We start from the raw sequence: 18,469 nt of genomic DNA on the forward strand, positions 1-18,469 counted from the left end.
ATAAATGATTATCAGTACCACCTGAGACCACGTTATAACCACGTTGTTGGAATGTTTTTGCCATTTCACGGGCGTTATCGATAACGTTTTGCTGATACTCAACATACCCTTCAGATAACGCTTCTTTGAAACAAATCGCTTTGGCTGCGATAACATGCATTAACGGTCCACCTTGACCGGCAGGGAAAACGGCTGAGTTTAATTTCTTAGCCAGCTCGTCATTTTTCTTAGCGATAATCAAACCGCCACGAGGGCCACGTAAGGTTTTATGCGTGGTGGTGGTGACTACATCAGCAATAGGTACTGGGTTCGGGTATAACCCGGCTGCGACCAAACCTGCAACGTGCGCCATATCGACAAATAACCAGGCACCAATGCTATCGGCAATGTCACGAAAACGCTGCCAGTCAACCACACGAGAATACGCAGAGAAGCCTGCAATGATCATTTTTGGTTGATGCTCTTTTGCAAGACGCTCGACTTCTTCGTAGTCAATTTCACCGGTTGCTTCATTTAAGCCGTATTGCACGGCGTTATATATTTTACCGGAAAAGCTCACTTTAGAGCCGTGGGTTAAATGACCACCATGGGCTAAGCTCATGCCAAGCACGGTTTCACCGGGCTTGAGCAAGGCCATAAAGACCGCTGCATTAGCTTGTGAGCCTGAATGAGGTTGCACATTGGCGTAATCGGCGCCGAATAATTCTTTTGCACGATCAATAGCCAGTTGTTCAATCACATCGACGTGTTCACAGCCGCCGTAATAACGCTTACCGGGATAACCTTCCGCGTATTTGTTAGTCAGTTGACTGCCTTGTGCTTGCATCACGCGTGCACTGGTATAGTTTTCAGACGCAATCAGTTCAACGTGATCTTGTTGACGTTTGTCTTCTTGCTCCATTGCTTGCCAAATACTGTCGTCGAAGCCTGCTATTTGATCATTTTTATAAAACATTTCTTTCTCCACGGGTGAACCCGCTGTTGTTCTTTAGTTTTGGATTGACTCGATATTAGCTTGCTAAATAGTGTGTAACCATTCAGCTAACGTCTTTTTTACATCTATTTACGACATAAAAAAAAAAGATGATATTTTAGTTAAAATATCATCTTCAATTGTTTGTAATAAATATCAACTATTACGCTTAGCCAGTTAAAATACCCGTCTCACTTGAATATATGGGATTCAGCTGGAATGGGTATAATTCTTAATATTCAACTGAAACATCACCTTGAGGAACACTACAGCAGCTCAGAATATACCCATCAGCAACATCTTCATCTGTGATGCCACCGTTATGCGACATAATCACTTCACCATGAATTTTTTTCACTTTACAGGTGCCGCATATGCCCATACCACAGGCTTTAGGAATATGAAGGCCAACTTGTGAAGCAGCTAAATGCACTGTGCCACCGGGTTGTATCTTGACTGATTTACCCGTTTTGCTAAATGCTACTTCTATTAAAGTATCGTCATCGATTGATTCGCCTGCGGCATCTTCCATTTGCTGTTCGGCGTCGAGTTGTGCTTCTTCCGGTGGCGCACCAAAACTTTCTTCATGGTAATTGGCCATGTCAAAGCCTATATTTTGCAACATACTTTTGACAGCAGTCATATAAGGCGTTGGTCCACAACAATAAATGGTGCGATCGAGAAAATCAGGGGCTATCATTCGAAGCTTTTGTTCATCGAAGAAGCCACAAAAACCGCTCCAGCTATCGCCAATGTCATACCTCTCACAAATAAAGTTGAGATTGAAGTTAGTTATTCTAGAATCCATATACTCAAGTTCGCGACGATATATTATGTCCTTAGGGGTGCGGGCACTATGGGCAAAAACCATATCAACATCACCGTTGGTATCAAACCACCAACGGGCCATTGACATCACTGGTGTTATACCAACACCACCAGAGAGTAATAAAACTTTTTCGGCCGTAATATCGATGCAATTGAATATACCTACCGGGCCATGCACCGCGATTTGATCACCTTGTTTAAGGTTGTCATGCAGCCAATTTGATACTTGACCTCCAGGCATTCTTTTTACAGTGATTGAAAAACTGTATGGCACTGAAGGAGATGATGAAATAGTGTAACTACGCAATACTTGCATACCGTCAATTTCTAATTCTAGCGTAACGAATTGGCCAGGTTTGAAAAAGTGCATTACAGGCTCTGTGCTGGTAAAGCAATAGGTACGTGCATCAATGGTTTCGTCAATCACTTTAACGCATTGAACATCGTGACGCCCATTGGTCCATGTTTGCGTGTTAACAGAGTACTGGGAGGTGTTTATCATGAGTGGTTCCGAATATTATAGTTATGGCAATACGATGCGCTAACTGCTTATCAACCACTTAACTAAAAGCGACATGAATGTAGTCGTTTTTGCCAGCTCAAAAAATTATCCCTTGTGTACTAAAATTGATCTAGATCAATTTATTTATTAATTACTGTTTTTGGCAGGTATTAATTAGCTTTTGAGTCGGTATTAATTAGCTTTTTGGTCGTTTTTAGGTAAACCGATTAAGGCCGTGAGATTCAATATCTAACAACAAACAATGTGAGCACTTTATTGCTTAAAGCTGTTCATTATTTAAATAAAAAAAGCGACATCTAGTTTGTCGATTAGAAGCACAAAGGAATTACCCATGACTTGTACACATGAACATCAAAATTTATTGGTTACTTCAGAAAATAAATCGGTTCAGGCCGTTGCTGATGCATTAGAAAAACACCCTATAACGTTTTCTTTGCCACAACAGTTTTATAGCGATGCTGATGTTTTTCAAATAGAAATGGAACAAATCTTTTATAAAGAGTGGTTGTTCGTAGGCATCACAGGCGAAATTCCAGACAATGGTAATTTTATCACCTTAGATATTGGTGATAATCCGATTACTGTTATCAGAGATCAAAATGGTGAAGTACGCGCTTTTCATAATACTTGTCGTCACCGTGGTTCTAAAATTTGTTTAGTTAAGCAAGGCAAGGTACCTAAACTAGTCTGTCCTTATCATCAATGGACTTATGAATTAGATGGTAATTTACTCTTTGCTGGCACTGAAATGGGCGATGATTTCGATAAGAATGATTATGGTCTGCACAAAGTTAATTGTCGCGTTGCTGGTGGTTATATTTTTGTTTCTCTAAGTGAAAAGCCAACTAATATCGACGGCTTCTTCGATGACTTAACTCATTACTTGGAACCTTATGATTTAGATAACTGTAAGGTCGCGGTAGAAAGCACCTTAGTTGAAGATGCTAACTGGAAGTTAGTGATTGAAAATAACCGTGAATGTTATCATTGTAGCGGTAATCACCCTGAATTATTGAATACCTTATTAGAATGGGATGATACCGAAGATCCGCGTGCTAGTGATGAATTTAAGGCACAGGTAGCCGCTAAACAAGCGATGTGGGAAGAAGAAGGTATTCCTTACAAGCATGTTTCCCATGGCCATGGCTTACGTAATCGCATTGTTCGCATGCCGTTACTTGAAGGCACCGTATCGATGACAATTGACGGTAAAGCGGGTTGTAAAAAATTAATGGGTCGCATTAAAAATCCAGATCTGGGATCAATGCGAATTTTACATCTACCTAACTCGTGGAGTCACGCGATGGGAGATCATTTAATTGCCTTTCAGGTGATACCGTTAGGAGCACAAAAAACTCAAGTAACCACTAAATGGATAGTCCATAAAGACGCTGTAGAAGGTGTTGATTATGATGTTGCTCACCTACGCCAGGTATGGGATGCAACCAATGTACAAGACAGAACGCTAGCAGAGAACAATCAAAAGGGTATTAATTCTAAGGCATACCAACCAGGACCTTACTCAACTACCTTTGAATTTGGTGTTGTTAATTTCATCGATTGGTTCAGCGATACGATGCAAAAAAATATTAAAGCGTCCTCTGAAAAAGAATAATAAATAAGGCATTTAAAAGTGTCTTTAACTAAATAGTTGTTGATAGATTTTTAACTATTTTGTAACGATGTTGTAGAGTTAAATACCTCTTCACCCTAAAACCAGTGATTTTTATCGCTGGTTTTTTTTAGCTAAAATCATATTAATTTCAATAAATTCTACCAATAAAATTTACTTATTAACCACTTAGCGACAACCAAAAAGCTTACCGAAAGCTGTTTATAATTCCAGCTGAATTTTGCATCTTCAAGTGGAACGGCTATAAGTCGGTACATGTTATTTTCGTGTCGTGATTAGATACCTTGATCTAAATCAACTCTGACTTAATGGGATAAGTTGATTTTTTCAATTAACTTGACAGAAAATTATTTTAAGTGAACTCAAATTATAAGTAAGTCACTTATTAATAATAAATGTAAATGCAAAATTTTCATCTAGATCCTTATAAACTGGTACCTAAATTAACAGTTTATAGAAATCTATACTTTTACTTATAACAACTAAAAAAAAGGTGGTTTCTCATGGTAGCGAATCATGGTCTGTTAAAAGGCATGAATCCAGTTACAACACTTGTATCAATGGCTATAATTACTCTGTTTGTTTTGTGCGGTGTGTTTTTCACTGAACAAACAGCAGCATTATTTACGGCGGTATCGGGTTGGATACTGTCTTATCTTAAATGGTATTACATTGGCATTGTTGCAATATTTTTGTTCTTCTGTATCTGGCTGTCATTTAGTCGCTACGGTAACTTACGTTTAGGCGATGATGACTCAAGACCTGAATACAGTAACTTCTCGTGGTTTTCCATGTTATTTAGTGCAGGAATGGGCATAGGTTTAGTGTTCTGGTCTATTGCAGAGCCTATTTACCACTTTCAAAGTAATCCATTTATTACTGAAGGATTAACGGCGGAAGCGGCACAAGTAGCAATGCGTCTTACCTTTTTCCATTGGGGGCTTCACCCATGGGCAATTTATGTAGTTGTTGGTTTGTCGTTGGCTTATTTTTCTTATAGAAAGAAATTACCTTTGACCATTCGTTCAGCACTTTACCCATTAATTGGGAAAAAAATGTACGGTCCAATTGGGCATGCAGTTGATGTGCTTGCCGTGTTTGGTACTGTATTTGGTGTAGCAACGTCGTTAGGTTTAGGTGTTACTCAAATGAATACTGGCCTTAATACCATGTTTGGTATGGAGGTTTCCCTGAGTAATCAAATTATACTGATTGCTGTTATTTCAGCTATTGCGACACTTTCTGTGGTATCAGGTGTTGGCAAAGGTGTGAAAATATTATCTGAAGTCAATATGTGGTTAACCATAGGTATTTTGGTTTTCTTACTTTGTTTTGGTCCTACTCGTTATTTATTGGGCGCGGTATTGCAAAGTACCGGTGATTATTTAGGTAATGTATTATCACTAAGTACCTGGACTGATGCTAACGAAAATAGTCAATGGCAATCTTGGTGGACTGCCTTTTATTGGGGTTGGTGGATGTCTTGGGCACCATTTGTAGGTATGTTTATTGCGCGTATCTCTAAAGGTCGTACCATTCGTGAGTTTATTGTTGGCGTATTGTTAGTACCAACTATGTTAGGTTTTATTTGGTTAACACTTTTCGGTGGCACTGCGATATACCTTGAGCTCTTCCATCAAGTAGCTAATGAAGCAGGAGAACTGGTTTCAGCTGTTGGACAAGCGGGGATTGTTGATGCTGTTAAGGCCGATGTAACTTCAGCGCTATATGTAACATTAGACAAGCTTGATGCCGGTTTCATGGGCACTATCGCAGCGTTTATGGCAACATTACTTATTGCGACGTACTTCATTACCTCATCAGATTCAGGCACGTTAGTGGTTACCACTATCTTATCAATGGGTGATGAAAACCCACCGGTTGGTCATCGCGTAGCATGGGGATTAGGTGAGGGCGCTGTAGCTGCCATTCTATTAATGGTAGGCGGACTGAAAGGGCTGCAAACAGCCGCGATTACCGCCGCATTACCCTTCTCATTAGTCATGATAGTTATGATGTGGGGTTTAATGAGATCACTAAAAGAGGAACATTTGAGTCCTGCGGTTTACGCTCCAACTAAACTAGTGACTAACTAGTAAGAAATTAAGACGAGTGTTAATTAAAAAAGCCAGAGCGGTAATATGCTCTGGCTTTTTTGTAACTGGCCGTTGAGGTTTTATTACTTTAAGTAAAGGAAAAATTAAAGGGAGATTAATACCAGTTTCATTAATTAAGTGATCTACTTTATACATAGGGAAAATGGCCAAATACAAGGCATTTATTAGTCCGAACGTGAGTTAAAATCCACATCTTTAGATGAGTAGCTTTAGCTAGCCGTTGATTTTAGAACGCAGTAGGAAAGAAATCACATTGTTAAGTGGCAACTGAGTTAACCGAAAAGATATATAAAGAACATGCCGATGCAGGTCCGAATTTATGTCGTCAATGAAAAATTGATAGGCGAAAGTCCTGGTATAATTCTTTTTGTCGAGGCAAGCATCGACCTACGGAATAAACCAGCTTAGCTTTTGTAGGTCGGCACGAGCGAAGCGAGGCCCGACAATTTAACTTGGAAGGATATGAGTACAACGATCACTATAGGACTTTCAGTCCGCAAAAGAACCTACTGTCTTTAGCTGGTATGTAGTTCAGTTTAATAACTAGTTGTTCAGGACAATATGCTCTTGCATTGTCTAATAAGCTGCATTCATGCAGTGTTAATTATTAAATAAATAACGACGTTGTTTTGGACAATATATCATTGCTTAAAGCTTTGTGAATTCTACTATTGGTAATACGGGGAATTGGATGAAAAGGGGCATGATTGGATAGTTTTGACAATTAACAGCGGAAGTTTGAATGAAAAAAATGGCGATTATCATCGCCATTAATACTGTGATATCTAGTGTGTTATTGCTCGTTTTTTATTTGTTTAAGCGCCAAAATAACCATAGCTTCGAGCTGATAGTTGTCATTATTTGCCGCTTCTGCAAGTTGTGCGCGCATGCTTGGCGCCCAAAAACGATTGATGTGATGACTAATCTCCGTCACACACTGTTGTTGCTCTTTACCATGTAATAAATTAAGCGCAATTTGATTGGCCATATCTACCACATATTTTAAACGATCATCTGACATATGCTGCTCTCTTGCTTCTTTGTTTTACGGTAATTAGTTTTACTGTAATTTGTTTATTGTAACGAGTTTCATTGTGACTAGCTTAACTGTAAATGGTATGGCGACCGTTACGGGCAAAACCCACTAAGGTCATGCCTGTGTTTTTTGCTATATTTATCGCTAAAGCTGTTGGGGCCGAAACGGCTACCAACATACTAATACCAGCAACTTGTGCTTTGCTAATCATTTCATAGCTAGCACGGCTAGATATCAGCAAAAAACTGCTATGGTTAATGACAATGTTTGACGCACTGAGTGCGCCAATAAGTTTGTCTAATGCGTTGTGCCGACCAATATCTTCGCGAATGAGTTTAATATTGCCATTTTCATCACACCAAGCAGAAGCGTGCACCGCACCAGTCATCTGTTGCAATGGCTGGTGGGCTTGCAAGTCAACCACTGCTTTTTGTATCGACAAATTGGTTAACTCACTTAATTCGCGGGGTGCTTGCTTATTTTTTTGCCCATCAGTTATCGAGGTTTGCTGATTTTTCATCGCTTGTTGTAACGACTCTGCACCACACAAACCACAACCAGTGCGACCCGTCATATTACGCCGTTGTTGTTTTAACCGCCAAACTGCTCGATTGGAAACCGTGATATTTACTTCAATGCCTAATGCTTGTTTAGTCGCACTAATATCAAGTATTTCACTGGCGTCATCGACAATTTTTTCGCTTAAACTAAATCCGATTGCCAAGTCGTACAAATCATTGGGTGTACTCATCATCACCACATGAGAAATGCCGTTATATACCAAGGCAATAGCAGTTTCTTCAGCGATGTCGTCCATCGCTGTTGTTAGGGAGTCATTGGTATAGCGCAGCACTTGACGCTGCTGTGCTGTAGGCACATTAACGTCGGTGTCTGCTGCTATAATGTTATGTTTTAACAATTTCCCCCCCATTTTTATTCTTTAAGTATTTTGCTTGTCGCTGACTGAACTGTGCGTATTCTGCTTGCCATTGCGACGGCTCATCCACTTTAGTTGCTTGCACCGCTGTTACCTTATATTCAGGACAGTTAGTTGCCCAATCAGAGTTGTCAGTGGTGACCACATTGGCGCCACTTAACGGATGATGAAAGGTAGTATAAACAACTCCTGGCTGAACGCGCTGGCTAATGAGTGCGCGAAGTGCGGTAGTACCTGCACGACTGGCAATGCCGACCCAATCACCATCATTGATGCCACGATCTTCAGCGTCATTAGGGTGGATTTCTAATACGTCTTCATCGTGCCAAACTTGATTGGCAGTACGTCTTGTTTGTGCGCCGACATTATATTGGCTTAAGATGCGACCTGTGGTCAATAACAACGGAAAATGCTTATTCGCTTTTTCAGGTGTAGCTACATATTCAGTAATAGCAAATTTGCCTTTTTCACCAACAAAATCTTCGGTGTGCATGATTGGTGTGCCTAGAGGAGACTTTTCATTACACGGCCATTGAATAGAGCCGAGCTGATCTAATCTTTCATAACTGACACCACTGAATGTTGGCGTTAAGCGGGCAATTTCATCCATTATCTCACTTGGGTGCTCATAATTCATTTCATAACCGAGTACTTTGGCAAGAGCTACTGTCACTTGCCAATCTTCCTTACCAGCTAAGGCTGGCATCAGTTTACGTACACGAGAAATACGTCGTTCAGCATTGGTAAAGGTACCATTTTTTTCCATAAACGATGAACCAGGCAAAAATACATGGGCGTATTTTGCCGTCTCATTAAGGAAGATATCTTGCACAATGATGCATTTCATCGAACTTAACGCTTTTTGTACATGTTGTGTATTTGGATCCGATTGGGCAATATCTTCACCTTGACAGTACAAACCTTTAAAGTCACCGTGTATTGCTGCTTCGAACATATTTGGAATGCGCAAACCTGGCTCACAATCTAATGAAACGTCCCATTCTTGCTCAAATAGATTACGTGTGCTTTCATCGCTAACATGGCGATATCCTGGCAACTCATGTGGGAATGAGCCCATGTCACATGAGCCTTGTACGTTATTTTGGCCGCGTAATGGGTTAACACCAACACCTTCTCGGCCAATATTACCGGTAACCATGGCTAAGTTAGCTATGGCCATTACCGATGAACTGCCTTGAGAATGTTCAGTAACACCTAAACCATAATAAATGGCGCCGTTGCCTGCATTAGCAAACAGTCTTGCCGCTGCGCGTAATTCTGTTGCGTCGACACCCGTGATTTCCATGGTGTTTTCTGGAGAATGGCGTTGGTCTTGAATATGTTTATACCATTGCTGGAAGCTAGCATCATCACAACGACTGTGAATGAAATCAGCATCTTCCAAACCTTCATCAACAATGACATGGGCTAGGGCATTGATTAATGCCACGTTAGTCCCTGGGCGCAGTTTAAGATGATGTTGTGCTTTGGTATGCGGGCTGTCGATAAGATCAATGCTGCGCGGGTCGGCAACCACTAACTTAGCTCCTTGGCGTAAACGACGTTTAAGCAATGAACCAAATACCGGGTGAGCGTCGGTAGGATTGGCGCCAATGATAAGCACCACATCAGCTTTCATCACCGATTCAAAGGTTTGTGTTCCTGCTGATTCATTTAAGGTTGCTTTTAGGCCATAACCTGTTGGTGAATGACAAACTCGGGCACAGGTATCAACATTATTATTTTGAAAAACAGCACGTACTAGTTTCTGTACTAAATAGGTTTCTTCATTGGTACAACGAGATGATGTTATCGCACCTATACTGTTGCGACCATGTTCTTCTTGAATATCGGTTAAGCGCTTAGCAGCAAACGCTAATGCTTCTTCCCAACTAACTTCACGCCAATCTTGTTCGATATTATCGCGGATCATCGGGCTGGTTATTCTGTCCTGATGAGTGGCATAGCCAAAAGCAAATCGGCCTTTAACGCAAGAATGTCCTTGGTTCGCTTTGCCATTTTTATCTGGCACCATTCTTAGTACTTTATCGCCTTGCATATCAGCGCGGAACGAGCAGCCCACACCACAATAAGCACAAGTAGTAATAATGCTATGATCTGGCTGGCCATTATCGATCACTGACTTTTCAGTTAGTGTAGCTGTTGGGCACGCTTGTACACAGGCACCACATGAAACACAGTCAGATTCTAGAAAATTATTATCTTGACCGGTACTTATACGCGAATCAAAACCTCTACCTTCAACTGTTAAGGCAAAGGTACCTTGTACTTCTTCACACGCTCTGACACAACGAGAACAGGAAATACATTTAGAGTCGTCAAAGCTGAAATAAGGGTTTGATGAATCAGTTGCTCCGTCGAGATGATTTTTTCCTTCAAAACCATAACGTACTTCACGTAAACCGACGGCACCCGCCATATCTTGCAGCTCACAATCGCCATTGGCTGGACAAGTAAGACAATCTAACGGATGGTCAGAAATGTAAAGTTCCATAACGTTGCGACGCAATTTGGCTATTTTAGGATTTTGCGTTTGTACTTTCATCCCCTCTCTTACGGGGGTGGTACAAGACGCTGGCATGCCGCGCATGCCTTCAATTTATACCGCACACAAACGACATGAACCAAAGGCTTCTAAATTATCACTGGCACATAATTTGGGAATATTAATATCGGCAATAGCGGCGGCTCGTAATACCGAGGTTCCCTCAGGTACGACAATATTAACGCCATCAATTTGTACGCTAACCTGTACGGTAGATTTAGAGGGCGGTGTGCCTAAGTCTTTACTAAGATCAGCTGATTGATTGACAGCAGGCTCTGTTTTGGGATCATAATAAGTTATCATTTTATTGAGCCTTTTGTGTTGACGGTTGTGGCAAAAAATCATCAGGAAAATATTTAAGTGCACTGCGCACTGGGAATGGGGTCATGCCACCCATAGCACACAAAGAACCGAATTCCATGGTGTCACATAAATCATGTAATAACTCTACGCTGTCTTGTCGTCCTTGTTCGTCACTTTCGTTATTGAGAATTTTATCAATAACTTCAACGCCACGTACTGCGCCAATACGACATGGGGTACATTTACCACAAGATTCTACTTCACAAAATTCCATGGCAAAACGAGCCTGTGCAGCCATATCGACGGTGTCATCAAAGACAACAATACCGCCGTGGCCTAATACGGCACCAATGCTGGCAAACTCTTCATAATCAAGCGCGGTATCCCATTGCTCTGCTGGCAAATAAGCACCTAACGGCCCACCGACTTGCACACTGCGCATGGCTCGCTTACTTTTACAGCCATTACCATATTGCTGCAGTAATTCATTTAACGATATACCAAAAGCTAATTCAACTAAGCCACCTTGAGCAATGTTGCCCGCTAATTGAATGGGTAAGGTGCCACGAGAGCGGCCCATGCCGAAATCACGATAACTGTCACCGCCATGGCTTAAAATATAAGGTACAGAAGCGAGTGATATTACGTTATTTACCACGGTTGGTTGACCAAATAAGCCTTCAATAGCGGGTAGTGGTGGTTTAGCGCGAACTAAGCCACGTTTGCCTTCAAGGCTTTCTAATAATGATGTTTCCTCACCACAAATATAAGCACCAGCGCCCAAACGCACTTCTAAATGAAAGTTGTGTTCAGTGCCACAAATATTATCACCTAGATAGCCGGCTGTTTTTGCATTGCTAATCGCTTTATTTAATATGTCGTGAGCTTGTGGGTATTCACTGCGTAAATAGATATAACCTTGGTCTGCTCCTACGCTAAGGCCAGCGATAATCATGCCTTCAACCAGCACTAACGGATCGCCTTCCATTAACATACGATCGGCAAAAGTACCTGAATCACCTTCATCAGCATTACAGACTATATATTTCTGTTGCTCTGGTTCATTCAATACGGTTTGCCACTTTATGCCTGTAGGAAATGCAGCACCGCCACGGCCTCTTAGGCCTGACTCTTTAACCTCATCAACTATCTGTTGTGCGGTTTTTGCGAAGGCATTGGTTAAGCCGACAAATCCGCCATGACTAATATAATCATCAACATCGATTGGATCGATAATGCCAACTCGGGCAAACGTTAACCGTTGTTGAGATTTAAACCAGGGCAATTCTTCGGTTAAACCGAGGCATAAAGGGTGTTCAATAACATCATCAAAACAGTGTAGGTTAATGATGTCGTTTACATCTTCTGCTTTTACCGGACCATAAGCGACACGACCCTTAGGTGTATTAATTTCTAATAAAGGTTCTAACCAGAACATGCCGCGAGAGCCATTTCTTACTAATGTTGCAGCTAGTTCTGGTTGCGAGTTAAGTATACTCTCAACCTGTTTTGCTACTTTATCACTACCGCGGGAGCGGGCGGTAGTATCTAAAGAAACGAAAATTTTTCGTGACGCTACTGGTATTGAGCTGTCATCGGAAGGTGAGTGATTCATTTTAACTCCAACGAATAAGTATTTAACGATTCAATAATTTGTTCAAATTTTTGTAGATCTAATTCACCATGAATGTCATCACCAATGCGAATCGCTGGTGAGCACGCACAATTACCCAAACAATAAACGGGTTCTAAAGTATATTGTCTATCTTTGCTGGTTTGATGATAATCAATTGACAAATTTTGTTTGATATTTTCCTCTAACGCGCGAGAACCCATGGCTTGGCATGATTCTCCTCGACAGATTTCAATAACATGAGCACCTGGTTCTTCAGTGCGAAAATGATGGTAAAAGCTAATCACGCCATGAACTTCGGCTTTAGAGACATTTAAAGCCTTGGCGATTAAAGGTAGTGCATTGGACGGAATAAAAGACAAGTCATTCTGAATGGCATGTAATATTGGTAACATCGCTCCGGGCAACGTTTGGTGTTGCTCGATAATAGTCGCGATCTGTTGAAGGCCTTGCTCGTTGGTAGCAGTCATAATAATCCTCTGGACTTTTTTACATTAATACCATTATACAAATAAGTGATTACAATAAATATAGTCGATTAAGACATCTTCATAGCTAATAAAGACATTCGTTACCTCTAACATCATTGAAAAATTAATTAAGTAATTAACGATAAATCAAACATTTACTAAGCGGTGTCGTTAACAGGCATGAATAGCGTCGTAATTAGGATGATTTTAAAGTACTGTAAATCTATTGTATGCAGAGATTTAACTTTGAACTTTTAACTTTTATTGATTCAAATCATGCATTGTTATTAATTAAAATCTGGCTTTTTGATCTACATCAATTCCTAGATGGTAATTTTTAACTGGCTAGATTCAAAAGAGAGAAGAGTAAAGTTATTAGGGGAATCGACACGCTGGTTTTTAATAAAAACTGCAATAATAATAATAATAAGAACTGCAATCAGAACAATAGGAATGAATCACATGCCATTAACACCATCAAATAGCAGTCAGAGACAGATAAAATGTAAACACGTTGGTTTTTTATTACAACCTAATTTTACCATGTTAGCCCTATCATCGGCTATTGAGCCTATGCGAATGGCCAATCAATTGTCTGGAGAAACCTTATATCGTTGGACTATTCTTAGTGAAGATGGCCGTGTTGTTACTGCCAGTGATGGGCTGAAGGTTGAGGTTGATTCTTGTATCAATAATTATGTTGAATTTGATACGGTATTGGTTTGTGGTGGTGTTGATATAAAAGGCACTGTAACGCGAAAAGTACTTAGCTGGTTAACCCATTTATCTCGATGTAATATAGTGCTCGGTGGTATTTGTACGGGCAGTTATTTATTAGCAAAAGCCGGTTTGTTAGACGGCTATCAGAGCACCATTCATTGGGAGTTATTAGCGAGCTGTCAAGAAGAGTTCCCCTTAGTCAAAAGCTCCAATCAACTGTTTATCCTTGACCGCGATCGCATGACTTGTTCAGGCGGTACTGCCCCAATTGACATGATGCTACAAGTCATTTCTAAAGAATATGGTAAAGCATTAACAACGGCTATTTCAGACATGTTTTCTCATGAAAATATTCGTGATGAAAACGATCAGCAACGCATACCACTGCAACATATTGTTGGTGCAACTCAGTCAAAACTGCAAGATGTAGTCGCGTTGATGGAAGCAAATATTGAAGAAATATTATGCCTCGATGAATTAGCTAACTATGTTGATTTATCTCGACGCCAGTTAGAGCGACTGTTTCAAAAATATTTAGACTGTTCGCCGCATCGTTATTATTTACAGCTACGATTGGGAAAAGCTCGTCAGCTATTAAAGCAAACCAATATGTCTATTATTGAAATAGCGATAGCCTGTGGTTTTGTCTCTACACCTCATTTTAGTAAATGTTATCGTAATTCGTTTAGCATCCCGCCACGAGATGAACGCAACGTTTTAGCTAAAAACAAGCAATTTGCTGCCAGTAAAGAGTCCAGTTTGGGGTCGATTAAGGTTCAGCATCAGCATCAGCAACATCATTAACTGACAAACCACAACAGACTACCGCTTACTCCTTAGGGTTAAGCGGTACACCTATCTTATAGAATTGCCGATATGAAATTATCCTCTTTGTTAAATTCTGAAAACTCAGAAAAAAATCATCTTCAAATTCAACAGAGTGGCCAACGTCGTATTGATCGTATGGCGCAATCAGGTGTAGGTAAATCTTCACTATGGGGTCTCGCCGAAGTTGGCTGGACGGCTGGCCCGGTAACCTTTTTAGCTGCCCAAGGTGGATATTACCTAGGGTTTGGTACTTGGTTGCCCAACGAAAACTTAATATTTTTTGTTGGTTACACCGTATTAATGGGACTGATTGCCGTCTTGGTAAAGTTCATTTATAAAGCGACAAAAGGTCAAGTACTTGAAGATGCCAAGGAGCAGTTGTTGCTGGTTATTGGCAGTATGCCTGATTTCATTCTATCGGTCAGAGATCTCACTCTAAGTCGTATGGAGCCTGAGTCTAGGCGTTATGAATCGGCACGTATACTGTTGCAAAAATCAGATCTTGGCCCGCAATGGTTAACGCTTGCGGTAAATAGCATCATTGATTCACCTGTAATTGCGCAGGCCGTGGCTAATATTGAAATTTATTGGCGCGCGGGTATGTATAGTCGCATCCACGATATTAACCAAGAACTTTCTACTGAAGTGTTGGCCGCTCTGGCAAGTTTAGAGCCAGATCGCCCACGATTGGCTCGGTTGTTAGAGCAACGTCTCCAAGGTAAAAAAAATACCCTGCGTAGCGGTGTAGAGCGAGAACCCTTTTTCATTGAGCGTATATTTTCGGCCATTGAGGAAGATGACTAAGACATCATGGGCTTAAGCGATGTTGAAGAAGTATTAACCTTAGCCTTTGAACTTTTGTCTGGGCGACGAATTCCAATGTTGGTAGTTAGCTGTGTTGGCTCATCACAATTGACCATTGCCACCGAAAAACTGGAAAAAGAGCGATCCAAATATCGCATTGCTAGAGCCCGTGGTTACAGTCAGCTATTGGCTTTGGCTAACTTTTTAAGTGACAGCAATTTACTTGATTACTCAACCGTGGCTGAACGTTTGCCAAGCAGTGACTTATTACAAATTTGTCTCGAAACATTAGATCGGCTTTGCCAGAATATTTGCAGTGATATTGAGCGCGTACAAAAGCGTGAAAACGTCGATATGCGTGCATTAAAGCTTGATCATAGTATATTGATTAAGGCTATGGAACTTTATCAGCAAGCCTATCGAAGCAGTGCTATGGTGATCAGTGAACATGCTGATTTCTTAAAAGATATTAATAGCTGGCAGCGCATTAATCTAAAATATGCGGATGCTAATACTAAGGTGTCGGTTACCGGTAAGCAGGGCTTAAATATTATCGAGCGGCAAATACAGTTAACGGATGCTGATAAAATTACGGTCGTGAAAAAAATAGCCCATCACTTTAATAGTCAAAGCATATTGTCAAAGGGATTAAGAAACCGCACGCAACAAAGCAATTGGCATGTAAGTAATCAACATGTTCGGGCTGCGAAACAATTGGCAATAGACTTGGCATTGGCCCTAAATCCCTGTGTTTTTATTAGTTTACCTGAGGTGCAGCGCGCCATATATTCCTCTAATGCGGTCGATTTAGGTAGCTTCGAACCTGGTTTGAGTACCACCACCAAAGTTGGCTGGGGCGAGTCGGTAGCCAAAGAAGTGCAAAAAGATATGGTTAAGGCATCTGAGCAGATGGCACAAGCGATACATCGTTACTATGGTATTTGTTTAGGGGAGAAAGAACTCGACTTTATGCATCAAACCTATGGTATGAATAAACAACATGTTATTGATTACTACAACGAAAATGAACAAGGCGAACAATCGAGTAATGTTTTTGAACCTCGTTCGCCATTGATGATCCCCGAGGTTAAATTTTTGTGGCGTAAAACGTTAGCATTGTATCGAGAGCATTTATAACCCTCACTGCAAAAAAGGCTAGCTCTAAAAGGGTGCCTCTAAAAAGAAAATACGTTAAGCATAGTCATCTTTATACTTTGATGACTTAATGCTGAAGAATACCAATTGAAGTTATTTTGACCCATCGAAACAGCACTTTAATAACATCATTTCACCACAGCCGCTTGAGTTGAAATAACGCTAGTTCACTGCTACCCAAAGCTTGATTAGTAAACGTTACCAGTACTTTCTGAGCTTCTCCCAAACTTAACTTAGCTATCCAATTAACGACACCAACGCCGTTTTTAGTAAGGTCGATGTCGCATTCTCCCAAACCAAGCTATTTGCCTTTGTTAGACTGACTTTAGTTTAAATTTGCCTGTGATTGATCAGTATAGATCACAGCATAGATGAGGTTAATTTAATGAATACAGATCAAGCTTTAGCGTTACATAAAAGCTCAACCATTTTCGATGGCTTAGTCATCGCAAAATGGAACCGAGATTTATTTGAAGATATGGCTAAAGGGGGCTTAACTGCCGCCAACTGTACCGTATCAGTGTGGGAAGGATTTAAAGATACCATCGACAACATCACCGAATTTAATCAATTTTTCTGTGATAACAGCGATTTAATTATGCCTGTGCATACTACTGCTGATATCGCTAAAGCGAAAGAGCAGGGCAAAACTGGCATCATTTTAGGCTTTCAAAATGCTAATGCTTTTGAAGATAAAATTGGCTATGTCGAAATATTCAAAAAATTGGGTGTTGGCATTGTGCAAATGGCGTACAACACGCAAAACCTAGTAGGCACTGGTTGTTATGAACGTGACGGCGGTTTGTCAGGTTTTGGTCTTGAAATCGTTGCTGAAATGAATCGAGTTGGCATCATGTGTGATTTATCTCATGTTGGCCCAAAAACTTCAGAAGAAGTTATTTTAGCGTCAACTAAGCCGGTGTGTTATTCACATTGTTTACCTTACGGGCTAAAAGAACATCCACGCAATAAAAAAGATGAAGAATTACGCTTTATCGCTGAACACGGTGGTTTTATTGGCGTGACCATGTTTGCCCCCTTCTTGAAAAATGGCATTGACTCTACGGTTGATGACTACGTTGAAGCTATTGATTATGTAATTAATATTGCTGGAGAAGATTGTGTTGGCATAGGCACCGATTTTACTCAAGGCCATGATCAAGCATTCTTTGACATGTTAACTCATGACAAAGGTTATGCCCGTAATTTAACTAACTTTGGCACAATTATTAACCCTGAGGGCATTCGTACTTTAGGTGAATTTCCTAACTTGACCGCTACGATGTTAAAACACGGCTGGTCAGAATCTAAAATTAAAAAAATCATGGGCGAGAACTGGGTTCGCGTTCTAAAAGACGTCTGGGGAGAATAGACAATGAATAATTTAAATAACCTGAATACCGCGAGCCACAGTCCTGATATGCCGATTTTAGTCGACAATGAGACTGGCGTTTGGACCACTGATGCCTTACCTATGTTGTATGTACCACGTCACTTTTTTGTCAATAATCATATGGGCATTGAAGAAGAACTTGGTGCAGAAAAATACGCCGATGTTTTATATAAAGCCGGTTATAAATCTGCTTTTTATTGGTGTGAAAAAGAAGCCGAAGAGCACGGTATTGGCGGTGAAGCTTTATTTGAGCATTACATGAAACGTTTATCACAACGCGGCTGGGGTTTTTTCATCACTGAAGAACTCGATCTTGAAAAGGGTACAGCAAAAGTTCGATTAGAAAATTCTGCCTTTGTTTATCAATACGGCAAAGTTAATCGTAAAGTCGATTATATGTTTACTGGTTGGTTTGCTGGAGCGATGGATCAAATTGCTGCAACTTTAGGCTACCCAGTGAAAACCCAAGCGCAACAGACACAATGTGCCGCTGAAGATGGTTGCGATGTTGGTTATTTTGAAGTAACACCACGCTAACTTTTTATTACAA

At 40.6% G+C, this 18,469-nt stretch carries 15 protein-coding genes; 7 read left to right on the forward strand and 8 right to left on the reverse strand.

The features are described from left to right. Both glyA and ESZ36_RS21850 read right to left on the reverse strand, forming a co-directional pair. Positions 1-955 (reverse strand): serine hydroxymethyltransferase (gene glyA, locus ESZ36_RS21845; protein ID WP_146791828.1); only part of this gene is annotated, 955 nt, incomplete at its 3' end. A gap of 250 nt (positions 956-1,205) precedes the next feature. Continuing rightward, positions 1,206-2,303 carry an FAD-binding oxidoreductase gene (locus tag ESZ36_RS21850; protein ID WP_011044774.1) on the reverse strand — a complete coding sequence of 366 codons (1,098 nt, stop codon included), beginning with the start codon at positions 2,301-2,303 and terminating at the stop codon, positions 1,206-1,208. A gap of 352 nt (positions 2,304-2,655) precedes the next feature. Between ESZ36_RS21850 and ESZ36_RS21855 the strand changes: the two genes are divergently transcribed. Beyond that, positions 2,656-3,939 (forward strand): aromatic ring-hydroxylating oxygenase subunit alpha, encoded by a 1,284-nt coding sequence (locus ESZ36_RS21855; RefSeq protein ID WP_146791831.1) that lies wholly within the window; start codon positions 2,656-2,658, stop codon positions 3,937-3,939. A gap of 521 nt (positions 3,940-4,460) precedes the next feature. Further along, positions 4,461-6,053, forward strand: a complete 1,593-nt coding sequence (locus tag ESZ36_RS21860) for a BCCT family transporter (RefSeq protein ID WP_146791832.1) — start codon at positions 4,461-4,463, stop codon at positions 6,051-6,053. Between the two features lie 814 nt (positions 6,054-6,867). On the opposite strand, the gene ESZ36_RS21865 is transcribed toward ESZ36_RS21860, so the two are convergent. From ESZ36_RS21865 to ESZ36_RS21885, 6 genes are all read right to left on the reverse strand, one after another. After that, positions 6,868-7,095 carry a formate dehydrogenase subunit delta gene (locus tag ESZ36_RS21865; RefSeq protein WP_146791834.1) on the reverse strand — a complete coding sequence of 76 codons (228 nt, stop codon included), beginning with the start codon at positions 7,093-7,095 and terminating at the stop codon, positions 6,868-6,870. Positions 7,096-7,177: 82 nt separating this feature from the next. Next, entirely contained in the window at positions 7,178-8,029 is an 852-nt protein-coding gene (gene fdhD / locus ESZ36_RS21870; protein ID WP_146791836.1) for a formate dehydrogenase accessory sulfurtransferase FdhD, read from the reverse strand. Next, positions 8,016-10,649 (reverse strand): formate dehydrogenase subunit alpha, encoded by a 2,634-nt coding sequence (fdhF, locus tag ESZ36_RS21875; RefSeq protein ID WP_246129211.1) that lies wholly within the window; start codon positions 10,647-10,649, stop codon positions 8,016-8,018. Before fdhF ends, fdhD begins: the two co-directional genes overlap by 14 nt. Positions 10,650-10,667: 18 nt before the next feature. Next, positions 10,668-10,916 carry a 2Fe-2S iron-sulfur cluster-binding protein gene (locus ESZ36_RS23025; RefSeq protein ID WP_246129212.1) on the reverse strand — a complete coding sequence of 83 codons (249 nt, stop codon included), beginning with the start codon at positions 10,914-10,916 and terminating at the stop codon, positions 10,668-10,670. Position 10,917: 1 nt separating this feature from the next. Further along, the gene (locus ESZ36_RS21880; RefSeq protein WP_146791837.1) at positions 10,918-12,531 is read right to left on the reverse strand and encodes a formate dehydrogenase beta subunit; all 1,614 of its coding nucleotides are present in this window, start codon (positions 12,529-12,531) and stop codon (positions 10,918-10,920) included. Next, positions 12,528-13,019: a formate dehydrogenase subunit gamma gene (locus ESZ36_RS21885; protein WP_146791840.1), complete on the reverse strand. Its 492-nt coding sequence runs from the start codon at positions 13,017-13,019 to the stop codon at positions 12,528-12,530. The genes ESZ36_RS21880 and ESZ36_RS21885 overlap by 4 nt, the downstream gene beginning before the upstream one ends. Positions 13,020-13,481: 462 nt before the next feature. Between ESZ36_RS21885 and gbdR the strand changes: the two genes are divergently transcribed. The 5 genes from gbdR to ESZ36_RS21910 all read left to right on the forward strand — a co-directional run bounded on the left by gbdR (position 13,482) and on the right by ESZ36_RS21910 (position 18,456). Further along, the gene (gbdR, locus tag ESZ36_RS21890) at positions 13,482-14,543 is read left to right on the forward strand and encodes a choline metabolism transcriptional regulator GbdR (RefSeq protein ID WP_146791842.1); all 1,062 of its coding nucleotides are present in this window, start codon (positions 13,482-13,484) and stop codon (positions 14,541-14,543) included. Positions 14,544-14,615: 72 nt separating this feature from the next. Further along, a complete protein-coding gene (locus tag ESZ36_RS21895; RefSeq protein ID WP_146791844.1) occupies positions 14,616-15,371 on the forward strand; it encodes a hypothetical protein in 756 nt (251 codons plus the stop codon). Positions 15,372-15,377: 6 nt separating this feature from the next. Further along, positions 15,378-16,508, forward strand: coding sequence for a hypothetical protein (locus tag ESZ36_RS21900; RefSeq protein WP_146791846.1), 1,131 nt, complete (start codon positions 15,378-15,380; stop codon positions 16,506-16,508). A 403-nt stretch (positions 16,509-16,911) separates the two neighbouring features. Then, entirely contained in the window at positions 16,912-17,898 is a 987-nt protein-coding gene (locus ESZ36_RS21905) for a dipeptidase (RefSeq protein ID WP_146791848.1), read from the forward strand. A 3-nt stretch (positions 17,899-17,901) separates the two neighbouring features. After that, a complete protein-coding gene (locus ESZ36_RS21910; RefSeq protein WP_146791850.1) occupies positions 17,902-18,456 on the forward strand; it encodes a 4-vinyl reductase in 555 nt (184 codons plus the stop codon). Positions 18,457-18,469: the final 13 nt, after the last annotated feature.

It is taken from the genome of Colwellia demingiae (assembly GCF_007954275.1).
Classification (GTDB): domain Bacteria; phylum Pseudomonadota; class Gammaproteobacteria; order Enterobacterales; family Alteromonadaceae; genus Colwellia; species Colwellia demingiae.